A 23,302-nucleotide genomic window follows, 5' to 3' on the forward strand; every position below is an offset into this window, starting at 1 on the left:
ACCGTGTATTATATGAAATCAATATATAAAATAAAAATAGGCCTCTTTTTGTTCGTGTTGCTGTCTGTATCCTGCAGCAAGTGGGTTGACGTGAAACCTACTGACAGACTAGGCGAAGATCAGCTCTTTTTAAATAAGGAGGGCTATCTAAAAGCGCTTAACGGCGTATATGTGGAAATGACAAATACCGCTTTGTATGGGGAGCATTTGACTGCAGGAACAATCGATGTACTGGCACAGTACTACTATCTGAACAGTTCCGTGCATCCCTATCAGAAATACACAATCTTCACATACACCGACGCGGATGTAAAGGTAACTTTTGATAATGCCTGGCGTAAGGCGTACGAATTGATTGCAAATTGTAATGTAATTCTCGAGAAATGTGGTGCCGCGCCCAGCGAGGTATTGCCGCAGCCTTATTTCGGTATTATTAAAGGTGAAGCGCTCGCTCTTCGCGCTATGCTGCACCTGGACATGCTCCGGTTGTTCGGGCCGATCTATTCTGAAACCGACAAGTTGAAGCCGTCGATCCCATATGTAAATAAAACCGGCTATGAGGTATCCCCACTGCTGGGCTCGGAGCAGGTTATGCTGCATGTGACGGAAGATCTGAAAGCGGCTTTGGATCTACTGGGGAGCACCGACCCCATCCGGACCGAGGGTGTAAGAAACGGTAGCAATGCCGCGGGGCCGAATGATTTATACTTTCGTCAGTATCGGCTAAATTATTATGCGGCTAAGGCGCTTCTCGCCCGGGCATATTTATGGCAGGCCAATAAAACGGATGCATTGACGCAGGCGCAGGAGCTACTGGCGGAGGTACAGTCGCCAACTAAAACTGTTTTCCCATTTGTCACTTTTGCAGCCGCAACCAATATAGAAAAACCCGACCGGATGTTTTCTACCGAGGTTATGTTTTCTCTCTATGATATCAGGAGGATTCAAATGTACAACAGGTTGTTTGACGTAAGCTTGCAGGTGAACAGTAAACTTTCTTTTAGCGCGGGGGATGTAAATGAACAGCGGGTCAATTCCATTTATGATGACGCGAATGACTACCGCCGACGAATATGGCAAAGCGCATCTACCGGTACAACAACGGCCACTACTAATATGAAATATGCGGATGTACCTGAAGGTCCTGGCCGCTATATGATCCCGCTTGTCCGTCTGTCGGAAGTCTTGCTGATCGCCGCGGAATGCCACCCAGATCTGGCAACCGGAATAGCTTACCTGAACCAATTACGTTCAGCCAGAAACTGTGTTAACCTGGCACCTGCTGATGCCAGCGCATTGAAACTGGAAATTGGTAAAGAATATAGACGGGAAATGATCGGGGAAGGGCAACAGTTCTTTTTCTATAAGCGAAACGCCTATCAGACAGTACCTAATCACGCTACCGTTTCCATCAATCCTGCAAAGACGATGGTATTGACCAATTATGTGGTTCCGCTACCAGACAGTGAAACATCTCAAAGATATTAATCCAAGAATAACAGCATGAGAAGAATATTAATTTATATGGTACTTCTCCAGCTCGCAATGGTTTTTGCAAGCTGTGAAAAGGAAATTTTGCCCTACAAGGGTAAGGAGGGCGTGTATTTTGCCGTACAACATGGTGCTCAACATTTACCTAATTCCTGGCCTTTCCAGCCTTACAGTGATGTAGATTTCGTCCGGATAGGCAAGAACACGGTCGATTTCACTATTAAGGTCATGATCACTGGACCTGTGAAGGATTATGAGCGGACATTCAAGATGGAAGTGAATCCCGACTCCACTACCGCTATCGCCGGAAAGCATTATGAAGCAGTAAAGTCAGACTGGACTATTCCGGCCGGCTCAGTGTCTGCAAATGTAACGGTTCGGCTGAACCGAACTCCAGATCTGGAAGAAAAGCCGGTAACCCTAGGCTTGAAACTTATCGAAACAGAAGATTTTGCACTCTCTTTCCCGGAGTGGGATGCAATTCCAGGTCTCGATGCAGGAACGGTAGTAAAAGAATTTGATGCCGGCCTGCATACCCTAAGGATTAACGATGTGATGATCCAGCCAGCGGTATGGTCTGGTTCAATACAGCCAGGAAACCGGGAGTCAGGCTTGTTCGGCGTGTTTACCAGGAAGAAAATGGAGTTTTTATCGGAACACCTGGGCTTAACCTACGAGGATTTTTCGAGCACAACAACGATGCCGATGGCTCGTATGTTTCTCGTAGCTAACGATGCTACGGCAATTCTGATAAAGCGCTTTAACGAAAAAAATCCTGTGCTCGAAGACGATGGCCGCTTGATGTGGATGGGCTCCGTTCCATGGACATCTATTATAGGCGTTCCCTGGGTACCTGGTCCTTAGTAACAAATAATGAAGAAAGAAATGAAAATATACCACTATATCTTAGCTCTGTTCTCAGTCGTGCTGATCGGCTCATGCAGTAAGGATCTGGGCAATTACGCGTACGAAAGTATCAATGAATTAAATATTAAAGGGGTTAGCAACGAATATTTCGTGCGTACCGGAATAGATACGCTTCGCATCCAGCCCACCATAGCGGCAAGCATGGATGAATCGGATACGTCGCGCTACAGCTACCTCTGGATTTTAAAAACCGGATCGCTGACTTTTGACACGATTGGTCATTACAGGAACCTGGCTTATCCGGTACGTTTAAACGCAGTTCCCTATGATCTGTTTTATCGGGTACTCGACAGCAAAACCGGGGTTACCTGGATAGCCAATAGCAAGATCATTGTTAGTACTCCATATTCCCGGGGTTTCCTCATTATGGGTGAAGATGAAGAAGGGTTTGCAGAAGCTGAAATGCTGTCTATGCTTACGGATACGGTACATATCAAACAAATTTTGTCTAAGTCAGGTTTGCCTCGTCTTCGGGAACCCGTTAGTATGGTGCATACGGGTGGCGGCGAATTGTATGTGAGGCTTTGGGCTATGACGAAGACAGGTTCATACTATTTTAACCGGGCCACTATGGAAGCTACCGCTAGCAATAACCTAAGTAGGTTAGCCTATGTGTCGGAAGCTCTTGATGCGGAAACGCTTCATCCGGTTGTTGTTGCTCCCCAGATCCGCACCGCCGCGGGTGCTATCGGCAGTAGCTTGTACCGGGCCATGATCACTCAGGGCGGGGATGTATTTGCCAGTGTGCCCTTGTTCATGGGCGGAGACTTTTACAACAACCCTGTAAACCGCATTGCAACAGCGCAGGAGGTCAGAATACCAGCGGCGCCATACATCATGTATCCGATAAACAGTATGAATTCGATCATGTGGTACGATACGCAGAACAATCGCTTTATGAATTTTGCAAGTATTGGTGTAGGTACGGCTTCTACAGTACTAAGTGATGCTTCAGGCAGTATTTTCCCATGGAACCAGCCGGCAGGCAGGACACTTGTTTATGCAGAGAATACACGCAACACTGATGGTGGTTCAACGAATGGTAATTCGTTCGCAATTATGAAAGATGCGGATAATACATGTCATATTTATAAGTTTTATGCAAATGGCACTAATCCTGCAAAACGCGGCTTTTATACCATCAAGTCTACCGCGACCGACTTTCATAAGGCCGATTTTTACGCTTTCTCGTCTAATCGCAGCGTTGTGTTTTATGCGGTGGGCAACCGCCTTTATGCCTACGATTACAATCCGGGGTTTGAGAAAAACTATACCATATCGAATGTCGGTGCAGATCAGATCACTATGCTCAAGTTTGATACTCAGATAGACCATCTGACCAACAGCCTTTATGTGGCAACCTATAATAGTGCGACTAAAGGCACCTTGCGCCGCTTCAGGGTAGGTACCGATCCAAATACTGTGGAGCTGACGATTCAGGACAACAGCACATGGACCGGCCTCGTGAAGGTTAAAGATATCAACTGGCGCGCAGTTAACTAAACGAATACACTTAAACAGATTAAAAAGCAATGAATTTAACAAGTATCAAAACTATCCTTGCACTAGCCATATTGCCAATCGCCGGGTTTAGCCAGGGCGGCAACTTTTCCATAGAAGGGCAGGTAAGCGCGAAACACAATGGCAAATTCGTTAAGTTGTACTACAGCGAGAATGAGACAAAAAAAATTGACAGTGCAGCCGTTCAAAGCGGTAAGTTTTCTTTAAAGGGCAATGTTAAATCGCCAACAGCTGCTAAAATAGGGTTTGGCGATCAAGACGCAGGAGACAATATAGACGTGTTCCTGTCGGAGGGAACCATCCGCCTAAAGGCAAAAGACTCTATTCATTATGCGGACATCCGCGGAACAAAGCTTGCCGAAAGCCATGAGCGCCTGGCGCGACAGCTACGTCCTGCAGACGACAAATTTGTCAGGGGTCTGATTACTTTCAGAGATATGCCTAAAGGCCCTGAAAAGGACGCGTATTTGACATCATTAATGGCGGGCTTCGACGAGTATAATCTTCGGAAACGGGAAATAGTACATCAATTTGTTAGTGAAAACCCGGCGTCCTATGTATCGCTGTATTATCTGGACAAAAGTGCTCAAGGCCGGATTGCAAATTACGAGACAACTTTTCCGTTTTATAATAAGCTTAGTCCGGAACTTAAAGCAACGCCTTTGGGCAAACAACTGGGGGAACGCCTTATGGCTGCGAAGGGTGCTTTGACAGGAGAACCTTACAAAGATTTCGTTTCGACAACCCCCGAAGGCAAGCAACTTAGCCTAAAGGAGATCGTAAGTAAAAACAAGTATACGCTTGTTGATTTCTGGGCCAGCTGGTGTGGCCCGTGCAGAAAGGAGAATCCACATGTAGTTAAAACGTTCAATGCTTTTCGCGAGAAAGGTTTTACCGTACTAAGTGTTTCACTTGATGACAACGCAGATAAATGGAAAGAAGCGATCGAGAAAGACGGAATGCCCTGGTACCATGTGTCCAGCCTAAAGGGCTGGAAAGAGCCGGCGGCTGCGCTCTATAATGTTCGCGCAATCCCACAGAATGTGCTGGTAGACAGCGAGGGGAAAATAGTAGCCACTAACTTGAGGGCAGAGACGCTTTTTAATAAGGTGCAGCAATTATTAAATTAGACTCGCGTAAGCGGCGCTCCAAAGCCGTCCAGCAATTGTTGGACGGCTTTTATTTTGCGCTAATGGTTAAGCCAGGCCTTGAATGATTCGGCACGTTCTTCGCTCACAATGACATCTGTTGCTCCGGTTGGTACAGGATCTAAAATGATGCGTATTCTGTTTCTGGATAGTGTGTACATTTCCCTGATCGCTTTTATATTGATGATGAACTTGCGGTTTATCCGATAGAAGGTTTTCTGGTCTAGCTGTGGTTCCAGATTTGCAACGGTTTCATCTATAATATATTGCTGCCCTTGATGACTAACCAGAAAGAGGTATTTGTCTTCTGCCATAAAGTAGGCGATATCATCTGACCGGATGGATTTGATAAGTCGCCCCGACTTAACCATAAAGCGATTGCGGACATCCCTGCCTGGATCGTTGTGCTTCTCGGCAGGGCCGGCGGGTATTCTGCGGATATTGTAAAGTTTTAGCAGGGCCGCCCTGAGGTCGTCTTCCTCGAAAGGTTTCAGGAGGTAATCGATGCCCTGGTTTTTGAAGGCCTTTAGCGTATACTGATCATAGGCCGTGGTAAAGATCACCGGACTTTGCACATCGATCTGTCTGAAGATCTGAAAGCTCTCCCCGTCGCCAAGGTGTATATCCATAAAGATAAGTTCAGCTTTGTGCCTACTAAGCCATTGCACTGCGGCTTCCACTGTGCCGAGTACGTCCAGTATCTGGATATTAGGATTGATATCCAGCAGCATCCTGCTTAATGTATCAGCTGCCAATGCCTCATCTTCAATAATCAGTGCAGTCATCCTTTCATCCTTTAGACAAAAGTAAAAAAAAGAAGCTGTCTGGCCGACAGCTTCTTCATTCATGGTGTGATTTGTTGTGTTGTGTTATTGCAGGTTAGGATTATTTGCCCTTGCTTCGGCCGGGAATCTGAGGGTATACCTTGGGTCGTTTTGCTGAAGGGTAAAAGTTTCACCTCCTGCAGTATGAACCAACTGCGGCCTGGAATATCGCCGCAAATCGTACCAGCGATGTCCTTCCAGCGCAAGTTCACGTTCACGTTCTGCAAGGATCTCGGTCAGCACCTCATTTTCTGGCAAGGTACCAATCCTTGATTGCTCACTTTGGTAGTAAGCAGGCTTTAAACGTCTTGCTTTCAAGGCAAGCAATCGCTCCAGGGCAAGTGATCTGTTGCCGGTCCGCAAAGCAGCTTCAGCTGATATCAGGTAGATTTCTCCGTTTCTGAAGCTTACTTTCAGTGCATCGGAATTTCCTTTAGCCGAAACGTAGTCGCCACCGGATCTGCTGAAATATTTTCCGAAACGGAGGTCATTTTCACGATCGTATTGGCTAAGCAGGTGATCGGAAATCATCGAAACATTAGAAGTCCTTGAGTCCATAACCTCTTCCAGTGCGAGGATATTTTCTTTGGAGGCATAGTTGTTTGGCAGTAAACTGCCGGCCTGGTTAAGGTCTTCCAAATCGGCGTTAAGTGACAGCAAAGCCTCAGTCGCCTCTAAGGCTTTGTTCCACTCTCCTCTGAACTGATATACCCGGGCAGAAAGCGCAAGCGCCGAGCGCTTATCAAAGCGGTAGTTTTTGCCGCTTTCCCATTTCTCAACATTCAGCCATTGCTGGCCAGCAGCGATATCGGCTAATACCTGGGCATATGCTTGTTCTATACTTAGCTGCGGAAACTGTTGCTCTATGTCGATCGTGGTGGCCACAGGGATACCTTTGTCGCTCACCGCTGTTGCCTTATCATATGGTTTTGCAAACAGGTTTAGCAGTTCAAAATGGGCATAAGCCCTCAACAAATACGCTTCTCCTTTTAGCTGCGCCGTTTGGGGCGATACCCCTGCGCGCGCCTCAACGTCTGAAATAACTTCATTGGTGTAAAAGATTGTTGTGTAAAACGACGTGTATGGAAACGATGCCGTTAACCCGTCAGGATTGGCGTCGTTCCATGCATAGATATCTTTAACCAATGGGAAGTCCTGGCCCCATTCGTCAAGTATCAGTTCATCTGTGCGCAGCGCAAGCAGCGCCTTATGCCGGGGAAAAGTGTTGTAAGCTGAGGTCATCAGGGCCCTGTAGTCTTCAACAGTTGCGGGAATTACTTTTCCAACGGGCTCTATGTCGAGATATTTCTTGCAACTGCCTAAACTTAATGAGAACAGGAGTGTGCTTAATATGATTAGTTTCTTCATTTTTTGAACATTAAAAGTTTGCACTTAGACCAAAGGATATGCTTCTTGTGATTGGTTGCGCGTAGATGTTTCCGTAAGTCTCAGGGTCAAAGAAACCGTCGTAGTCAGTTCCGAATACAAACATATTACGACCTTCTACGTTGATGCGGAGATTGCTGGCATTGATTTTACTTGCGACTTTGGACGGTAAGGTATAGCCGAGGCGCATGCTGTTGATCCGGAGATAATTCATTTTTTTAGCCCAGATATCTAGACTGCCGTAGGAATTAGCCGGATCGCCGCCATTCAGCCAGTTATACGCCATCCATCTGTCGCCGTTTGCAGTTTCGCGTCCGATGAAGCCTGGCAAGGTACTGTTGCTGTTCGCCGGGCTCCAGGCCGACAGTGCAAGGCGGCTGTAATTTTGACCTCGGTCCAGCATGGCTGCCTGATACGGGGCATTGGCCAGAACCATCTGACCCAGATTGAAATTCGCAGAAACCGCGAGGTCAAAATTGCGGTACCTGAAGCGGTTTACCAGACCACCGGTGTATTTGGGGTCGCGGTCGCCAGCATACGTAAACAGATTCTGGTATTCCCTATTACTTAACGAGCTCTGTGTCAGCTCCCCGGGGAAGATATCTGCGTATGGATCGTACAATTTGAAAAATGTTTCCAGCGGAACAACATTGCCGTTTTGTATAAATTGCGGGATACCATTGGCGTCAAGTCCGGCTGTTCTCAGCACAAACAGTGAATTTACCGCGTAGCCTTCTTTAGATGGAGTGAAAGCACTCAGGCTGGCATTTTCCCGGACAACGCGGCTTTTATTATTAGCAATGTTAAAGTCGGTCCACCATTGGAAGTTATTCGTACTGATGTTCCGGGTCGATATGGTGAGTTCCAGCCCTCGGTTTTTTACCCGGGCCCAGTTAGACTGTGTAAATGCAAAACCGTTTTCGAGGGGCAGGGACTGGATCCCGATGAGGTCTCTACTGTCCCTGTTGTAATATTCAAATGTTGCCTGCACGGCATTGTTGAAAAGACCCAGGTCTGCAGCGGCGTTGAATGTAGCGGTTTTCTCCCAGCGCAGCTTTTGGTTTGGGGGACTGGTTACCGTAATCACCTGTTCGCTCTGGCCTGGTAAGATGTTTGTATTGCCATAGTTGCCCACTACAAACGGACTGGTATTTTTGTCGATGTTACCCTGCAAGCCATAAGAGGTACGGAAACGAAGGTTTGAGATCCATTCCTGGTTTTTAATAAAATCTTCTTCCCCGGCATTCCATGCGCCCGACACAGAATATATCGGTAGATACCTGTATTTTGGGTCAACGCCAAATAAGTTCGAACCATCATATCTGACCGTTCCGTAAACGGTGTACTTCCGGTCCAGCGTATACGAGAGCGTGCCATAGAACGATGCGTAGGCATTTTCCAACAAGGTTCTCTGGTGTCCCCGATATAAACTGGTAGAAGCATAGCTGGCATTGGGGAAAATAATATTTGTCGTAGTTAAAGTCCGGTCGTCATAGCCGAAGCCCTTTGTATCGATCACTTCACTATTTGTACGTCTGAACTCTGCGCCGGCAAGCGCTTCAATCTCATGACGATCGTTGATCACAGTGCTATATTCCGCAATGTTCTTCCAGTTATATTGGAAGAATGACGTCGCACTATTCTGAACAATTCCCCCCTGGGGCAGGAAGTATTCATACTTTTTAGTGGTTGAGTTGTAATAACGGGTTCCTTCACGGAATTTCCTCACATAATAGGTATTTGCACTTCCGAATTTTTCGGAACCAATTTCTTCGAACTGAAGCCCGATTTCCGAGCGGAAGTTCAGGTCCTTGATGATCTCGTAATTCACATCGAACAATCCTTTCAAACTCTTGTTGCCCAGGGTATATCGCGTGTTTTCGCGTTCTTCAAGAATGTTGAAGGGCACAAAAACGTCTCCGCTTAGGTTTGCAGTTCCCTGAATATCCGGATCGTAGATATATGCGCCAGAGGCGTCCTTAGGAGTAAGGTATGGGTTCACATTTCTCACGTATCGCGACGGGCTTGTGAAGGCGTCTACCTCGGTAAGATAATTTTTCTGATCGGTTACGGAACCGAACATGGCCGCGCCAAACTTCAGTTTTGAGGATATGTTAAGATCGGCCTTGAGGGTGGTGTTGTACCGCTTCAATCCGGTACCGATGGTTGTACCGCGCTCGTTATAGTAGCCGCCAGAGAAATAATAACTGGCCTGATCGTTTCCTCCGGAGATCCCAAGCGTATATTGCTGGTTGATGGCCGACTGATAAAGCTCTTTACCCCAGTCCGTATTGACGTTTCTCAGCGCATTGATCCTGTCACGTGTCGAAGAACTTAATCCTGCGAAACCATTGTCGCGATAGGCTTGTAATTCAGCAGCATCGTTCAGTATCCGGGCTACCGCGCCCATGTTATCCCGGTAAGTCAAGTCTTCCCGCATGGCCAAGCCCAGCTCAAAATCGACTTTTTCGTTGGCGTTCATGAGGTTAAGCTTGCTGAAGTCCGGCCGTTCTGCAATGAAAGTGTTGGCACTGAAGTTTACAGCTACCGGACCTTTTTTTCCTTTCTTCGTGGTAATTACTATCACCCCATTCGCCGCACGTGCACCGTAAATGGCTGTCGCGGCTGCATCTTTTAGTATCGTAATATCTGCAATATCATCAGGATTAAGACCGGCGATCGGCAGGTTGCGTAGCTGGTCGATATTGTCCTTATCCATAAAGTTTTTTGGCAGGTCGGTCCCTTCCAATGGAAGGCCGTCAAGAACCCATAGTGGATCTTGTGATCCGTTTAACGATACTGTTCCACGTATCCGGATCTGCGGAGCAGCAGATGGCCCGCCGTTGAGGCTAATGACTGAGACGCCAGCCACCTGACCCTGAAGCATCTGGTCTACCCCCGACACGCCGCGCTGCTGAATCTCTTCATAGTTCAATTTGGCCACAGAAGTTGTGTTTTTGCGTTTAGCAATATCTGTGTACCCATTAACAATTACTTCTCCGAGGACATTGTCGCTATTGCTAAGCGTAACCTCCACCGAAGTCTTATTCTCGATGTTTGCGAGAACGGAATTATATCCAAGATAGCTTATCCGGATCGCTTTTGTGCCCTCGGGAACCTCCAGGCTAAATTTTCCTGCCGCATCAGTTACGGTACCGATCACCGAGTTCTGGATTACGCCCGGGACCGAGGTCTGCTCACCGATAGTCGCTTTATCCACGAATACAGATGCGCCAGGAATCGGCAACCCATCGGGGCCCGATACCTTCCCTGAAATGCGGGTAGTTTTCTGAGCATAACCGGCAAAGCTCATCGCAAGCAGGAGCAGAAATAGAAGTATGGGTTTATTCATCTTATAAATATAGTTTGTTAGTAGTTTCATTTGCTTAGTTCATTTTCAGGCTCTGGCTGATGCGCATAATCAAGTCCTGATAATGCCCCGTGGTCGATTCGTCGCCTTTTTGTTTTTGTTTATTGAGTATTGATAATATTGCCAGCAGCTCAGCACGTTTTACTGCAGCGACGTCGGAAGTACGGCCCATGGAACTTACATGGATATTTCGCAGTTCCGGTAGCGCCAGGAGCTCGCAGGACTGTGGCAAACGAACATTCTGATCAGCGCTGATACTCTTCCTCGTTATTTTTTCCAACAGTTTATCGGCACTTACCAAAAGCACGTCAACATAGTTCTGCTGAAGCATGCGCTCCAAAATGTCGAGTGATTTGCCTTTTAGGGTTTTTTGGAAAACGGAACTCCGGATATCTTTTAGCAGGTCGGACGCTGTGAAGACGCTGTCGCGGCCGTAAAGCAATTCCATCTCCAGCATCCTTAGCAGGCGATCGTCGCTGGTCAGGCTGTAAAGTATCCCATACTGAAATTCACGTCTCAGGTTATACGGTGCATATTCAAACGGACCAAGAGGCGTATCTTTGATCGGGAAAGTTTTCTCAAGCAGGCGTTTATCGAAAAGCCACCCAGGCATCCGGAACACTTCTGTTTTCAAGTAATCCAGTGCATATCGCTGCCTTTGTAACGGAACGGGCGTATACGCTTTTTTATTATCTCCGCTGACTGGATTTTCAAGATAGTAGCCACCGATATTGGCCGTAACATGTTCTGCATAGGTCTGCCATTGACCAAGTGCAGCCATGTAAAGCTTGCCGGCCTGGTAGTAGTCTTCTCCTTCAGCGGCCGACCAACTGGCGATCTGGGGGATCAGCCGTTTTAGATTGGCAAGACCATACCGGCTTGCTTTAACCGCGTCATCACCAAGGTCCTCCGACTGTGAGCGCGGGTCGATTACATTGGTACTGCTTTGCTGCTCTCCATAATGATACAATGGATCGTTAGCATGCCTGGCTATCCAATCGCGCAATACCGGTATCTCGTCATGTGCATCGCCTACGGGGAGCCACCTGTATCCCCAGGCGATGGCGTACTTGTCATAAACGCCGATCTGTGGTGTGATATCCTTGACATGGTCTTCCGGCTGTGCCACATAATTGAAGCGTGCATAATCCATAATTGACGGCGCAGTTCCGCCCATGCGGGAGGTAAATGATGCAGATCTTAGTGAGTCGACCGGGTAAGCTGCGGATGCACCCATATTGTGTTTTAGTCCAAGCGTATGACCAATTTCATGGGAGGACACAAAGCGGATGGCATGTCCCATCTTCTCGTCAGACATTTTGTTTCCGCGTACCGCAGGGTCAATAATACCCGTCTGAATCCGCATCCAGTACTGGACTGAGGTCATGACGTTATGCCACCAGATCACGTCCGATTCCAGGATCTCGCCCGACCTGGGGTCGACCACTGCCGGGCCCATCGCATTCGACTTGGGTGAGGCTGCATAGGTAATTTCCGAATAACGAACATCATCTCCGTCATAATCAGCCGTGTCGGTTACCTCCCTGGCTTGAATGGCATTTTTGAAACCCGCCTGCTCAAATGCCTTTTGCCAATCGACCACACCCGCAACGATCTGTTTTCTCCATTGTTTGGGCGTTGCCGGGTCGATATAGAAAATGATTGGCTTCTGGGGCTCTACCAACTCACCTTTCAGGTAACGTTCACGATCTTCAGGCTTTGGCTCCATGCGCCACCTTGTGATCAGCTCACGGCTTTCCATTTTATGCTGGTCGTCGGAAAAGTACCATCTGGGTGTGCTGAAGAAGCCAACTCTCGGATCTGCATACCTCGGTTGCATCGGTTTTTCGGGAAGCAGCAATATATTGGTGGTAACATTTACGCTTATGGGAATACTGTTTTGCCCTTCGGTAACCCTGGTACTCATTAATGACCTTACGACGATATTTTGGGGAAAGTTCTTAATGCGCTCAATTCCCGAAAGCGCTGTTTTAGGGGATGTTCCAAGACCAATGTCTGTAAACACATCGTTGAAACTCTTTTCTGTTCCGTCAAAGACTTTATTGACCTTGATCACGACCGCAGAAGAATCAGGATTGTAGCACTCAATTTTGAATGACTCAATGACAGAGCCGATGAAATTGTCGCGAACGGATTGGGAAATGGCATCTGAAGGGGACGACTCAACCTGTGGCACAATGGTTTTGACCCACACGGTTTTTGCCAGTCGGTTATTCGAAAAGCGGATTACTTTGTTTTCAAAGTTCATCCCTTTATTCAAACCTGACTCATTAAGTGCCAAAGGCACGGATGACAGCTTGTTAACCACCAGAAAATCCTTATTCATCATGCCGAGCGGGACCTCAAAATAATAGTCGGCTTCCACTTGGTGGACCTTAAAAAGACCAGTTGTTGTCCGGGCATTTTTGAGCAGCTCTGTATAGCTTTTAAGTGCCTTTTGTTTCGCCGTATCTGCCTGATTCTTGACGGTATCTTTTGCGGATTTTGCAGCAACCTGCACGTTCGCTTTAGAAGGCTTCTGACCTTGTACGGCCAGGCTGCAGAATATGGTTAAAAAAGAAATGATCAGGGGTTTGTTGAAAATCATATTCCAAAATGCCCGATAATCTGCAGATTCGGAAACGATGAGGAGTGGACGCGCTGGTTTGGCCGACGAATCCGCATAAAAGCGGAGTGAGTGTTTTTTGCCTGCCTGTTACTTTCCGTCCTGTTTATGCTCCATTGATTCAATGACCGGCAGGTAACATACATATGAGGAGCCCTCTATGCCGTAGCGTAATTCATGATTGTCAAAAAAGGCATAAGTACTCTTGAGATAGTTTAAGCCTTGTTTGCCAGAATCACTCACTTCTGGGCGCAACTGAAGATTATTGGTCAGTACAATAGCATTATCCCTGGTGTAAACGCTTATTTTGAGGGGCCGTTCTTTGGACACGATATTGTGCTTGACCGCATTTTCGAGCAATGTTTGCAGACTCATAAATGGAACTTTTGCACTTAACATAGATTCGGGGATGTCTATTTCAAGTGGTTCGAGCGCTTCTCCGAAACGAATTTTTAAAAGGAAAAAATATTCTTTTAAAAAATTGACCTCCTGGTCTACCGTGGCTAGCCCATTTGGATAAGACTCCAGCACGTATCTGTATACTTTGGACAGTTTGAGGACAAATGACTTGGCAAGCACCTTGTCCTGGCCTATTAGCGCCGCGAGGGAACTTAGCGAGTTGAACAGGAAATGCGGGTTAACTTTTTGCTTAAGGATATTTAGTTGTAACAGTGCGTTCTCTTTTTGTTGTCGCTCTGCAATGAGGTTCAATTCCTTCTTTTCCATCAGCAATTGCTTTTCCTTTAATTGAACCGCCTGACTTAGCATAAATGCGTTCCTCCATCTTGTTTGCGACCAGGCGATAAGCAAGAGAATTAGGGCAGCGGTTAAAAGAAAGAAAACAGCGATGTACTGATTGATGAGATTTGCATCTTCATCTACCACAAGCATAGGGGTATCTATGACCATGATCCAGTTTGCACCTGTTTTCGTAAAAGGGGTGTGGTAGCGGATAACTGGTAATTGTAAATAACTTGAGGTCGTTATTTCGTAAGTGGTCAGGCTGTCAGCAAGCTTGATACGAGAGCTGGCGGGCCCTGTGACTAACCTTTGGCCGATCAATTGTTCCTCCGGGCCAGTGATATAGGTCCCCCTTTCATCAAGGATTACAGCCGACGCGCGGCCGCTGCTATTAAATGTCTGCAGATAATGCTGTAATGCTTTGAGATCGACCGTTAACCCAAGTATGACCCGTGATCCATCTTTTAATTTCAAGCTGGAGAACATAATCCATTGTTTTGAGCCGGCAAGAGTTATAATTTCACTGGCTGGGCGTGTGTCTATGTCGACCGACAACAAGCTGTCTGCAATTTTCAATAGTGCTTTGTCGGGCGTCACAAAGATATTAGCGCCATTCCTTCCTACAATAGCCTCATGACGGGTATATTCTCCTTTTCGCACCGCGTACCAGCCGTTTTGTAACTGGGGGTGAGTCAAAAGTTGGTTAGCAAGGAGGTCTCGGCTGGAAAGAAGCTGCTGATAGGTTTCAAAATTACTGGCCAGCAGACTGGCATGGATGAGGCCATTGCCAAATGACTCGAATTCGTGCCCGATGACGGTAGCTTTAAGTTCGAAGACTTTCGTGGCTGCATCTATGCTGATTCTTTCCGTTTGTTTCTGAAGCTTGGATGATATAAACCACGCAATGCCTGAGAAGCAAAAGAACATGAGCAACCCAATCGCTATGAAATATTTAGAACTGTAAATCGCTCCGCGAACTGCGTTGGTAAGCATTATGACCCCTTTCGGTCCAGGACATTCCTGATCTTATTCGCATTTTCCATCAATTCGGAGAGGTACGTCCAGTTTTCCTTTTCAATACAAGATTTGAACTTTCTAAGTTGTGTGATATGCTCATTCAGCACGTCGAGCACATTCTCTTTGTTTTGCTGGAAAATCGGCATCCACATGGCAGGGCTACTTTTTGCAAGCCTTACAGTGCTCTCGAAACCGGCGCTGGCGAGCTCAAAAATGGCATTTTCCTCTCTTTCCTTTTCCAACACAGTGTTGGCCAGTGCAAATGAAGTGATGTGAGAGATATGGCTTACATAAGCAACGTGTATGTCATGGTCTTTGCCATTCATATACACATTATACATGCCGAGGAGTTTGTAGATTTTTTCTGTCAGTTCCAATGCATCTTTGTCGCTCTCGGTGGCGTTGCAAATTACATTCGCCCGGCCTTCAAAAGCGTCATTGGTTGCCGCTTCAGGGCCGCTGAACTCTGTACCCCACATGGGGTGTGTGGCTATGTACCTTCCGCGCTTTGGGTGCCCTTTGGCGGCGTCCAGGACAGACATTTTCGTTGATCCGGTGTCTAGCACGATCTGGTGTGTTACCTGGTCAAGCACCTGAGGCAGCAGTATCGCGCAGGCACTTACCGGAGCACTGAGTATGATCACGTCGCTTTTGGCGACAGCCTGATCCAGATCTGTTATCTCATCTGCAATACCCAACTCAAGTGCTTTCCGGGCATTGTCTTCTTTCCTGTCAACGCCATATACCATCGAAGCAAAGCCCTTTTGCTTCAGCACCAAGGCCATCGAGCCTCCAATCAGTCCGAGACCAACTACTGCTATTTTCATAATGCAAATCTAGTCGTTATCTGCTTTATTTTTTAGCTGGGCAATGCGAGCTTTAGCCTTATCGAATCTTGAAAGGTCGCCACACAGACTAATTCTAATGTAGCGGTCGCCCCGCGTCCCGAATATACCGCCGGGCGTGAGGAAGACATTTGCCCCATAAAGTATCTCATCACTGAGCGCATACCCGTTGCTGTAATGTTCAGGAATCTCAGCCCAGACAAACATACCAACCTGATCTTTATCGTAACTGCAGTTAAGCATATCGAGAATTTCAAATACCCTGGATCTGCGCTCGCTGTAAATACGGTTAATACCTGCATACCATTCTGTGTCCAGGTTCAAGGCTTTGACCGCGGCCAGTTGCAGCGGCATGAACATACCGCTGTCCATATTGCTTTTAAACCGCAGTACCTCTTCGATACGCTCTGGCGCCGCAGCAAGCATCCCAATACGCCAGCCCGCCATATTGTGGGATTTGCTGAGGGAGTTTAATTCAATTACGACCTCTCTTGAGCCGGGATATTCCAGCAGGCTTAGCGGAGAATCTGTAAGTATAAAACTATACGGGTTGTCGTGTACCAGCAGGATACGATGAGTCCGCGCAAATTCTATGACTTTAGGAAGAAAATGCCGGTCGGCCGGCTGACCGGTAGGCATATGCGGATAGTTGATGAACATGAGTTTTACCTTGCTCAGATCTTGCTCGGAAAGCGCATCAAGGTTTGGCTGCCAGTTATTTTCTGGTGTAAGGTCGTAGTTGATTGCGATACCTCCCGCAAGTTTAACCGCACTTGCATAAGTTGGGTATCCGGGGTTAGGTATAAGTGCCTCGTCGCCATCGTTCAGATAGGTCATGCAGACATGCATGATGCCTTCTTTTGATCCCATCAAGGGAAGAATCTCCGTGTCGGGATTTAAGTCGACACGATACCAGCGGCTGTACCATTCGGCAAATGCCTGCCTCAGTGCAGGGATTCCTTTGTATCCCTGGTATCCGTGTATATTAGGATTGGCCGCCTGATCTTGTAATTCCTTAATGACGTCGGGATGGGGCGGCAGGTCCGGACTTCCGATGCCCAGGTTTAAAATATCTTTGCCTTGTTTGTTCAGTGTTTCGATCTCCCTTAATTTTTGGGAGAAGTAGTATTCACTGATTCCCTCCAGTCTCTTTGCTATCATTATAGAATGTTTATCCCGGCGATAAATTTAAAAAATTCAATAGAATTCAGTAAATTTTGTTTTTTTTGAAAGCAGACATGAAATCAATTATTATTACCATAATCATAGGCGTCTTTATATGGCCATTTTCTGCTATAGCACAAACGGAGTTTGAGCTGTACGGGCAAGGGCAGATTCCTTTCGCGAAGGAAAATTCTGAAACGCCCAGGCTCACCCTGTATGCCCCGAAAAAAGATTTGAGTAACGGTGCGGTGGTCATTGTTTGTTCCGGGGGGTCTTACTCGGGCCGTGCCAACGGAACTGAAGGGATACCTGCCTGTAAAAAGCTTAACGAAGCCGGTATCACGGCATTTTTGCTGGACTACCGGGTTCCAAAGGCAGATAGGATGGACCGTAAAGAGGTCGTGCCGCTTACAGACGCGCAACGGGCTATTCAGTACGTGAGGGAGAATGCCAGAAAGTTTAAGATAAATTCGCGCAAGCTCGGCATAATGGGCTTTTCGGCTGGCGGTCACCTCGTTTCGACTGTGGGTACAAAGTTTCAGCATACGGAACTTAGCAATCCGAAGGGGACTTCGTTGCGTCCCGACTTCATGATATTGGTTTATCCAGTGATCAGCTTTGCCGATTCATTGACCCATAAAGGTTCCAGAACAAACCTGATTGGTCCTGATATTACTCCTGATAGGATCAGCGCTTATTCAAGCGAACTGCATGTCACAGCGCAGACTCCGCCAACCTACCTGACTTCGGGTATGGATGATAAAGCTGTTAAGGTGGAGAACAGCCTGTATTTTGCGGCGGCGCTAAAGCAGCATGGCGTTCCTGTGGAGCTTTTCTTGTACGAGAAGGGCGCACACGGTTATGGGGTGTATAATAAACAGGCCCAGGCGCAATGGATCGACGATTGTATTCGTTGGATAAAAGGTCGGTTTTAAGATTTAGAATTTTGCGCTCGTCATTTCTGTCACTAAACCCTATTTTTGGGTAAATCAACCATTAGCCAGATATGCAGATCAATTCAATAGAAGAGTATAACGAGACTTATCAATACAGTATTGACTACCCGGAACAGTTTTGGGCGGGGGTGGCAAATAACTTTCAGTGGCGGAAGAAATGGGATAAGGTCCTGAGCTGGAACTTTTCTGAGCCAAATATTCGCTGGTTTGAAGGAGCTAGGCTGAACATCACGGAAAATTGTCTGGACCGCCATCTGGCCACACAGCCAGACAAACCTGCAATTATCTGGGAACCGAACGATCCTGCTAGAGACAGCATTACCTTGACTTACAAAATTTTGCATGAGCAGGTGTGCCGCTTTGCAAACGTCTTGAAAAAGAACGGCGTACAGAAAGGCGACCGCGTATGTATTTATATGCCTATGGTACCTGAACTTGCTGTTGCCGTGCTGGCCTGCGCAAGGATTGGCGCGGTCCACTCAGTGGTGTTCGGCGGTTTCTCTGCCAAATCTATTGCCGATCGTATTAACGACGCCGAATGTAAATTGGTGATCACCGCCGACGGCGCCTTCAGAGGAAACAAACAAATACAATTGAAGGAGGTAATTGATGATGCACTGATTGCCTGTCGTACGGTCGACAAAGTGATTGTACTGACACACACCCGTACGCCGGTTTCGATGATAAAGGGACGCGACATTTGGTGGGAAGATGAGATTAAGCTGGTCGACACCGATTGTCCGGCAGTGGAGATGGATGCTGAAGACATGTTGTTCATTCTCTACACTTCAGGTTCTACGGGCAAGCCTAAGGGTGTGGTGCATACCACGGCCGGTTATATGGTTTTTGCCGGATATACGTTCGCCAACGTGTTTAATTATCAGCCAGATCAGGTGTACTTCTGCACAGCCGACATCGGGTGGATTACGGGACATTCTTATATTGTATATGGCCCATTGTCGCAGGGCGCAACAACACTGATGTTTGAAGGAATTCCAACCTATCCGGATGCATCGCGATTGTGGCAAATTGTCGACAAACATAAAGTAAATACACTCTACACTGCTCCAACGGCAATCCGGTCATTAATGAGCTTCGGGCTGGATCCGCTGAAGGGGGCCGACCTGAGTTCGATACAGGTTCTGGGTTCAGTGGGCGAGCCTATTAATGAGGAAGCCTGGCACTGGTTTGATGAAAATATTGGTAAAAGCAGGGCACCCATTGTGGACACCTGGTGGCAGACGGAGACGGGCGGAATCATGATATCGCCCATTGCGCATGTAACGCCGACCAAACCCAGCTTTGCTACCGTGCCATTACCTGGTATACAGCCCATACTGGTAGACGAGCAGGGGCAGGAGATAGAAGGCAACGGCGTGAGCGGAAATCTCTGTATTAAATTTCCATGGCCGGGTATGCTGCGTACCACGTATGGCGACCATGAGCGTTGCCGCCTGACCTACTTCTCCACCTATCCGGGGCTCTATTTTACCGGCGATGGCTGTTTGCGTGACGGGGATGGATATTACCGGATCACCGGAAGGGTGGATGACGTGATCAATGTTTCGGGTCATCGTATAGGCACGGCTGAAGTTGAGAATGCGATCAACATGCATGCAGGGGTAGTGGAAAGCGCCGTCGTCGGCTTTCCGCATGAAGTTAAAGGTCAGGGAATTTATGCATTTGTGATTTTCCCGAATGCTCACAGTGATCAGGATTTAACACGGCGGGATATTCTGCAAACAGTAACGCGGGTAATTGGCGCTATAGCAAAGCCCGATAAGATTTTATTCGTGTCAGGTTTACCTAAAACCCGCTCAGGAAAAATTATGAGACGCATTTTGCGCAAAATAGCAGAGGGCGACACTGGCAATCTGGGCGACATCACGACCTTGCTCGATCCGGCGGTGGTAGACGAAATTATCTTGAAGTCGAAGGAAGTGTAAAACATTTGCTGCTTTGTCCTGTTGTAGATTTACAGAACCTATTATAAACATAAATCTATAAAACATGGATAAGTTAGAGTTAAAAGGCAAATGGAATGAGATAAAAGGTAAAGTAAAGCAAGCCTATGGCGATCTTACAGATGATGACCTTGCCTACGAGGAGGGAAAAGATGACGAGCTTTACGGCCGCCTGCAACAAAAGACCGGTAAAACCCGGGATGAAGTGGTAGACTGGCTGAAAGGTCTGTAGGCACACTACCGAGCAGAATTATTAACTAACCTGAATTGAAAAAGCCTGAACTTAATTGTTCAGGCTTTTTTTATCAAACAGAATTTAGTGTTAGTATCCAAAAATTTGTTCAAGGCTCAGTTTGTTCACCGTGCCCATTTTTTGCAGATCCTCTGTTTTAACCTTCTGTGCCGACGCTACTATGCAGTAGTGATAGGTTTTTCCCGATACGTGGTCGCGGTGAAAAGCAGCCACGTCATCAAACGTCAGGGTTTTAAGTCCGTTGTACTCGTCGATCCTTGAGTCCTTATCTAAACCTAAGCGTTTATCTGCAAAGTAGCTTTGAATGATGCCGTCTTTTGTAACTCTGCTGGTTTCAAGGGCATTCATGGCATTGTCTTTAGAAGCCGCAAACGACTGATCTGCCCGTGGCAGCGTGGTGAGCAGTTCATTCATGCCTTGCACAGCTTCGTTCATTTTATCGGCCTGACTTCCTACATAGGCAACCATGGCGTATTGCTTGTCCTCCTTATCGGGTGATGAATAGACGGCAAAAGTAGAATAGGCTAGTGCTTTCGATTCACGTATAGTCTGGAAAACTACTGATCCCATGCCACCGCCGAAATAACTGTTGAACAGGTTCACTCTGGAAGCGTTGGATGGATCATAAAGGCCATCGTTACGCAGCCAGCGAACTTCAGACTGCACCATGTCATAATCGGCAAAATACACCTGACTGCTGGCCGGGTTCACGTAGCTGAAAGTTTTTACCGGCGCGATATCGGTAAACTCTGAGGGCAACTGATGCAGTTTGCTTATGTTCTGCGTGAAAGCAGGAGCTGCCTGCGGACCATAATAAGTGATTGTATGCTTATAGTTGTTTACGTTGTGGAGAATATACAAGAGTTGCTCAGAGGTCATTGCCTTTATTTCATCATTGCTCAATGTGTAGTTGAAGGGGTTAGATGAACCGTATTGCGCATACGCCGTTAACCCGTTCATAATGGCAGATTTGTTCGTCTTACTGTTCTCCCGGGCTTTCAAAATGTTTTTCTTCAGCTCGCTTAATGCCTGCTCATTGGGCTTGCAATTTGCAAAGATGTGTTCAACCAGGCTTACAGCTTTGTCAAAGTTTTCCTGCAATCCACTTATGTTAATGGTAGCTATTTCGTTCCCTACGTTGAAACTGTAGCTGCACGCAATGTTGTAAAACTGCTTGCTGATCTCTTCGGCGGTGTATTTGTCGGTAGACAAATACGCCAGATACTGTGCTGCATAAGGCATGAGCTTATAGTTCCATGCGCCCATCTCGAAGCGATAGCTCAATTTAAAAATGCTGTTCTCAGTATTCTGTACCGTTATCACGTCTGCGATACCGGCCTTTGCAAAGTTCAGGTCTTTTTTATAGTCCAGAAACTTAGGGGCAATAGGCTTCAGAGGTGCCGACAAAAGATTCTTTGTAAACTCAGAGTCTTTCCCCGCATTGGTATTAACAGGAGTGATCGCTGGCTTTTCAACTTTTACGATAGACTTGTCGACCCCTTTGCGTTTGTAACCCACCACATAATTGTCTTTAAAGAAGTTGTTCGCAAAGTCAACGATCTGCTGCTTGGTTACCTTCGCCATTTCATCCGGTGCTGCGAGGGATTTGTTCCAATCGTTTCCACCGCTAAGGATGAATTCATTGGTGACTGCTTCAACCCGATAGGTGTTGCTGTCAAATGCCTGTAAGAGGGAGAGTTTGGTATTGGCCACTGTAGCTTTGATCAGGCTTTCATCAAAAGTGCCAGTCTTCAACAAGTCGATCTGGCTAAGCAAAAGCTGCTGCGCTTCTTCCAGTGTTTGGCCCTGTTTAGGCTGGGCTGACAGGGTGAATACGCCATAATCTTTCATTTGTTGCAAACCAGCGTCGGCGCGCAATACTTTTTGTTGCTTATTCAGATTGATGTCTATAAGCCCAGCCTTTCCGTTAGACAAGATGCTGGAAATCAAATCGAGCATCAGGCTCTGACGGCTGTTTTGGGGATAGCCGCGGTACATCACAAGCACGCTTTCCGCAGTTGGCCCGAACACTTCGACGGTTTGTACACTGCTGAGCGGTTTTTCTGGTGCCGGGTTATACATTTCCAGCGGTTTACGTTGCATGTAGCTGAAAGATTTTTCTACCTTTTTGATCATCTCGTCCGGATTGAAATCTCCGGAGAATGCGATCACCATATTGTTTGGTACGTAGTATTTATTATAGTAATTACGGATCTCGACCAGCGATGGATTCTTCAGATGTTCCACTAATCCGATAGTTGTCTGCTGCCCGTAATTATGTGTAGGAAACACACGCTCGAACATTTTTTCATATAAAGTTCCTCCATCGTTATCGAGCCCTCTGTTCTTCTCCTCGTATACGGCCTCAAGCTCAGTATGGAAGATGCGGAATACCGGATTACGGAAACGTTCAGCTTGTAAGGCAAGAAATTTGTCGGTAGCGTTCGACGGAAAATCTTCCTTGTAAACGGTTTCTTCATACCATGTGTGCGCATTGGTGCTTTGTCCCCCAAGCGCCTTCATCATCTTGTCATACTCGTTGGCAATAGAATAATTGGAGGCCTCGCCTGATACCTTATCGATTTCGGCATATATGGCTTTGCGGCGCGCCGTATCGGTGGTCTTGTTATACTGCTCGTATAGCGCGTCGATCTTGTCCAGCAAAGGCTTTTCCTTCGCATAGTCAAGCGTACCGAACTTGTCGGTTCCCTTAAATAACATATGCTCCAGGTAATGCGCAAGTCCCGTAGCATGTTTCGGGTCGGTATTACTTCCCGCGCGCACGGCCAGGCGGTACTCGATTACGGGTTCTTTGGTGTTTTGCGACAGGATCACTGTAAGGCCGTTCTTTAGTGTATAGAACCTGCTTTTGGTAGGGTCTCCCGTAACATACTTGTAGGTGTAGCCGCCAGCATTTGCAGTTTTCCACTGGTAGCTATTCTGGGCCAACAGTCCGCTACTAACGAACAAGAAGGCCGTAATGAATAAGAACTTGTTTCTCATTGAATATTAAGTTATGCTGTAAATATAGGTGGATTCTTGTAATTTTACCCCATATACACTGATTTA

At 46.9% G+C, this 23,302-nt stretch carries 15 protein-coding genes; 7 read left to right on the top strand and 8 right to left on the bottom strand.

Annotated features, from left to right (window positions below):
- Positions 1 to 12 precede the first annotated feature (12 nt).
- Genes J3P40_RS15335 through J3P40_RS15350 form a run of 4 tightly spaced genes read left to right on the top strand, consistent with a single transcriptional unit; the run spans position 13 to position 5,069 of the window.
- Entirely contained in the window at positions 13 to 1,488 is a 1,476-nt protein-coding gene (locus J3P40_RS15335; RefSeq protein ID WP_256007131.1) for a RagB/SusD family nutrient uptake outer membrane protein, read from the top strand.
- Between the two features lie 15 nt (positions 1,489 to 1,503).
- The gene (locus J3P40_RS15340; protein ID WP_256007132.1) at positions 1,504 to 2,355 is read left to right on the top strand and encodes a DUF4843 domain-containing protein; all 852 of its coding nucleotides are present in this window, start codon (positions 1,504 to 1,506) and stop codon (positions 2,353 to 2,355) included.
- 9 nt (positions 2,356 to 2,364) lie between these two features.
- The gene (locus J3P40_RS15345; protein WP_256007133.1) at positions 2,365 to 3,921 is read left to right on the top strand and encodes a PKD-like family lipoprotein; all 1,557 of its coding nucleotides are present in this window, start codon (positions 2,365 to 2,367) and stop codon (positions 3,919 to 3,921) included.
- A gap of 29 nt (positions 3,922 to 3,950) precedes the next feature.
- Positions 3,951 to 5,069 (top strand): TlpA disulfide reductase family protein, encoded by a 1,119-nt coding sequence (locus tag J3P40_RS15350; protein WP_256007134.1) that lies wholly within the window; start codon positions 3,951 to 3,953, stop codon positions 5,067 to 5,069.
- 59 nt (positions 5,070 to 5,128) lie between these two features.
- Here J3P40_RS15350 and J3P40_RS15355 read toward each other — a convergent pair whose 3' ends face one another.
- From J3P40_RS15355 to J3P40_RS15385, 7 genes are all read right to left on the bottom strand, one after another.
- Positions 5,129 to 5,935: a LytR/AlgR family response regulator transcription factor gene (locus J3P40_RS15355; protein WP_256007135.1), complete on the bottom strand. Its 807-nt coding sequence runs from the start codon at positions 5,933 to 5,935 to the stop codon at positions 5,129 to 5,131.
- Between the two features lie 21 nt (positions 5,936 to 5,956).
- A complete protein-coding gene (locus J3P40_RS15360; protein WP_256007136.1) occupies positions 5,957 to 7,279 on the bottom strand; it encodes a RagB/SusD family nutrient uptake outer membrane protein in 1,323 nt (440 codons plus the stop codon).
- 10 nt (positions 7,280 to 7,289) lie between these two features.
- Positions 7,290 to 10,679 (bottom strand): SusC/RagA family TonB-linked outer membrane protein, encoded by a 3,390-nt coding sequence (locus J3P40_RS15365; protein ID WP_256007137.1) that lies wholly within the window; start codon positions 10,677 to 10,679, stop codon positions 7,290 to 7,292.
- Positions 10,680 to 10,683: 4 nt separating this feature from the next.
- Complete coding sequence (locus tag J3P40_RS15370) at positions 10,684 to 13,275, bottom strand: zinc-dependent metalloprotease (protein ID WP_256007138.1); 2,592 nt, start codon at positions 13,273 to 13,275, stop codon at positions 10,684 to 10,686.
- 108 nt (positions 13,276 to 13,383) lie between these two features.
- Positions 13,384 to 15,027 (bottom strand): histidine kinase, encoded by a 1,644-nt coding sequence (locus J3P40_RS15375; RefSeq protein ID WP_256007139.1) that lies wholly within the window; start codon positions 15,025 to 15,027, stop codon positions 13,384 to 13,386.
- Positions 15,027 to 15,878: a prephenate dehydrogenase gene (locus J3P40_RS15380; RefSeq protein ID WP_256007140.1), complete on the bottom strand. Its 852-nt coding sequence runs from the start codon at positions 15,876 to 15,878 to the stop codon at positions 15,027 to 15,029. Before J3P40_RS15380 ends, J3P40_RS15375 begins: the two co-directional genes overlap by 1 nt.
- A gap of 9 nt (positions 15,879 to 15,887) precedes the next feature.
- Positions 15,888 to 17,057 (bottom strand): pyridoxal phosphate-dependent aminotransferase, encoded by a 1,170-nt coding sequence (locus J3P40_RS15385; protein ID WP_256007141.1) that lies wholly within the window; start codon positions 17,055 to 17,057, stop codon positions 15,888 to 15,890.
- Between the two features lie 77 nt (positions 17,058 to 17,134).
- On the opposite strand from J3P40_RS15385, the gene J3P40_RS15390 reads away from it, so the two are divergent.
- The 3 genes from J3P40_RS15390 to J3P40_RS15400 all read left to right on the top strand — a co-directional run bounded on the left by J3P40_RS15390 (position 17,135) and on the right by J3P40_RS15400 (position 20,212).
- Positions 17,135 to 17,995, top strand: a complete 861-nt coding sequence (locus J3P40_RS15390; protein WP_256007142.1) for an alpha/beta hydrolase — start codon at positions 17,135 to 17,137, stop codon at positions 17,993 to 17,995.
- Between the two features lie 71 nt (positions 17,996 to 18,066).
- Entirely contained in the window at positions 18,067 to 19,962 is a 1,896-nt protein-coding gene (acs, locus tag J3P40_RS15395) for an acetate--CoA ligase (protein ID WP_256007143.1), read from the top strand.
- A gap of 64 nt (positions 19,963 to 20,026) precedes the next feature.
- Entirely contained in the window at positions 20,027 to 20,212 is a 186-nt protein-coding gene (locus J3P40_RS15400) for a CsbD family protein (protein WP_256007144.1), read from the top strand.
- A 90-nt stretch (positions 20,213 to 20,302) separates the two neighbouring features.
- Here the strand turns inward: J3P40_RS15400 and J3P40_RS15405 are convergent, their stop codons facing one another.
- Entirely contained in the window at positions 20,303 to 23,236 is a 2,934-nt protein-coding gene (locus J3P40_RS15405) for a M16 family metallopeptidase (protein WP_256007145.1), read from the bottom strand.
- Between the last annotated feature and the right edge of the window lie 66 nt (positions 23,237 to 23,302).

Source organism: Pedobacter deserti (assembly GCF_024436415.1).
GTDB classification, from domain to species: Bacteria; Bacteroidota; Bacteroidia; order Sphingobacteriales; family Sphingobacteriaceae; genus Pedobacter; species Pedobacter faecalis.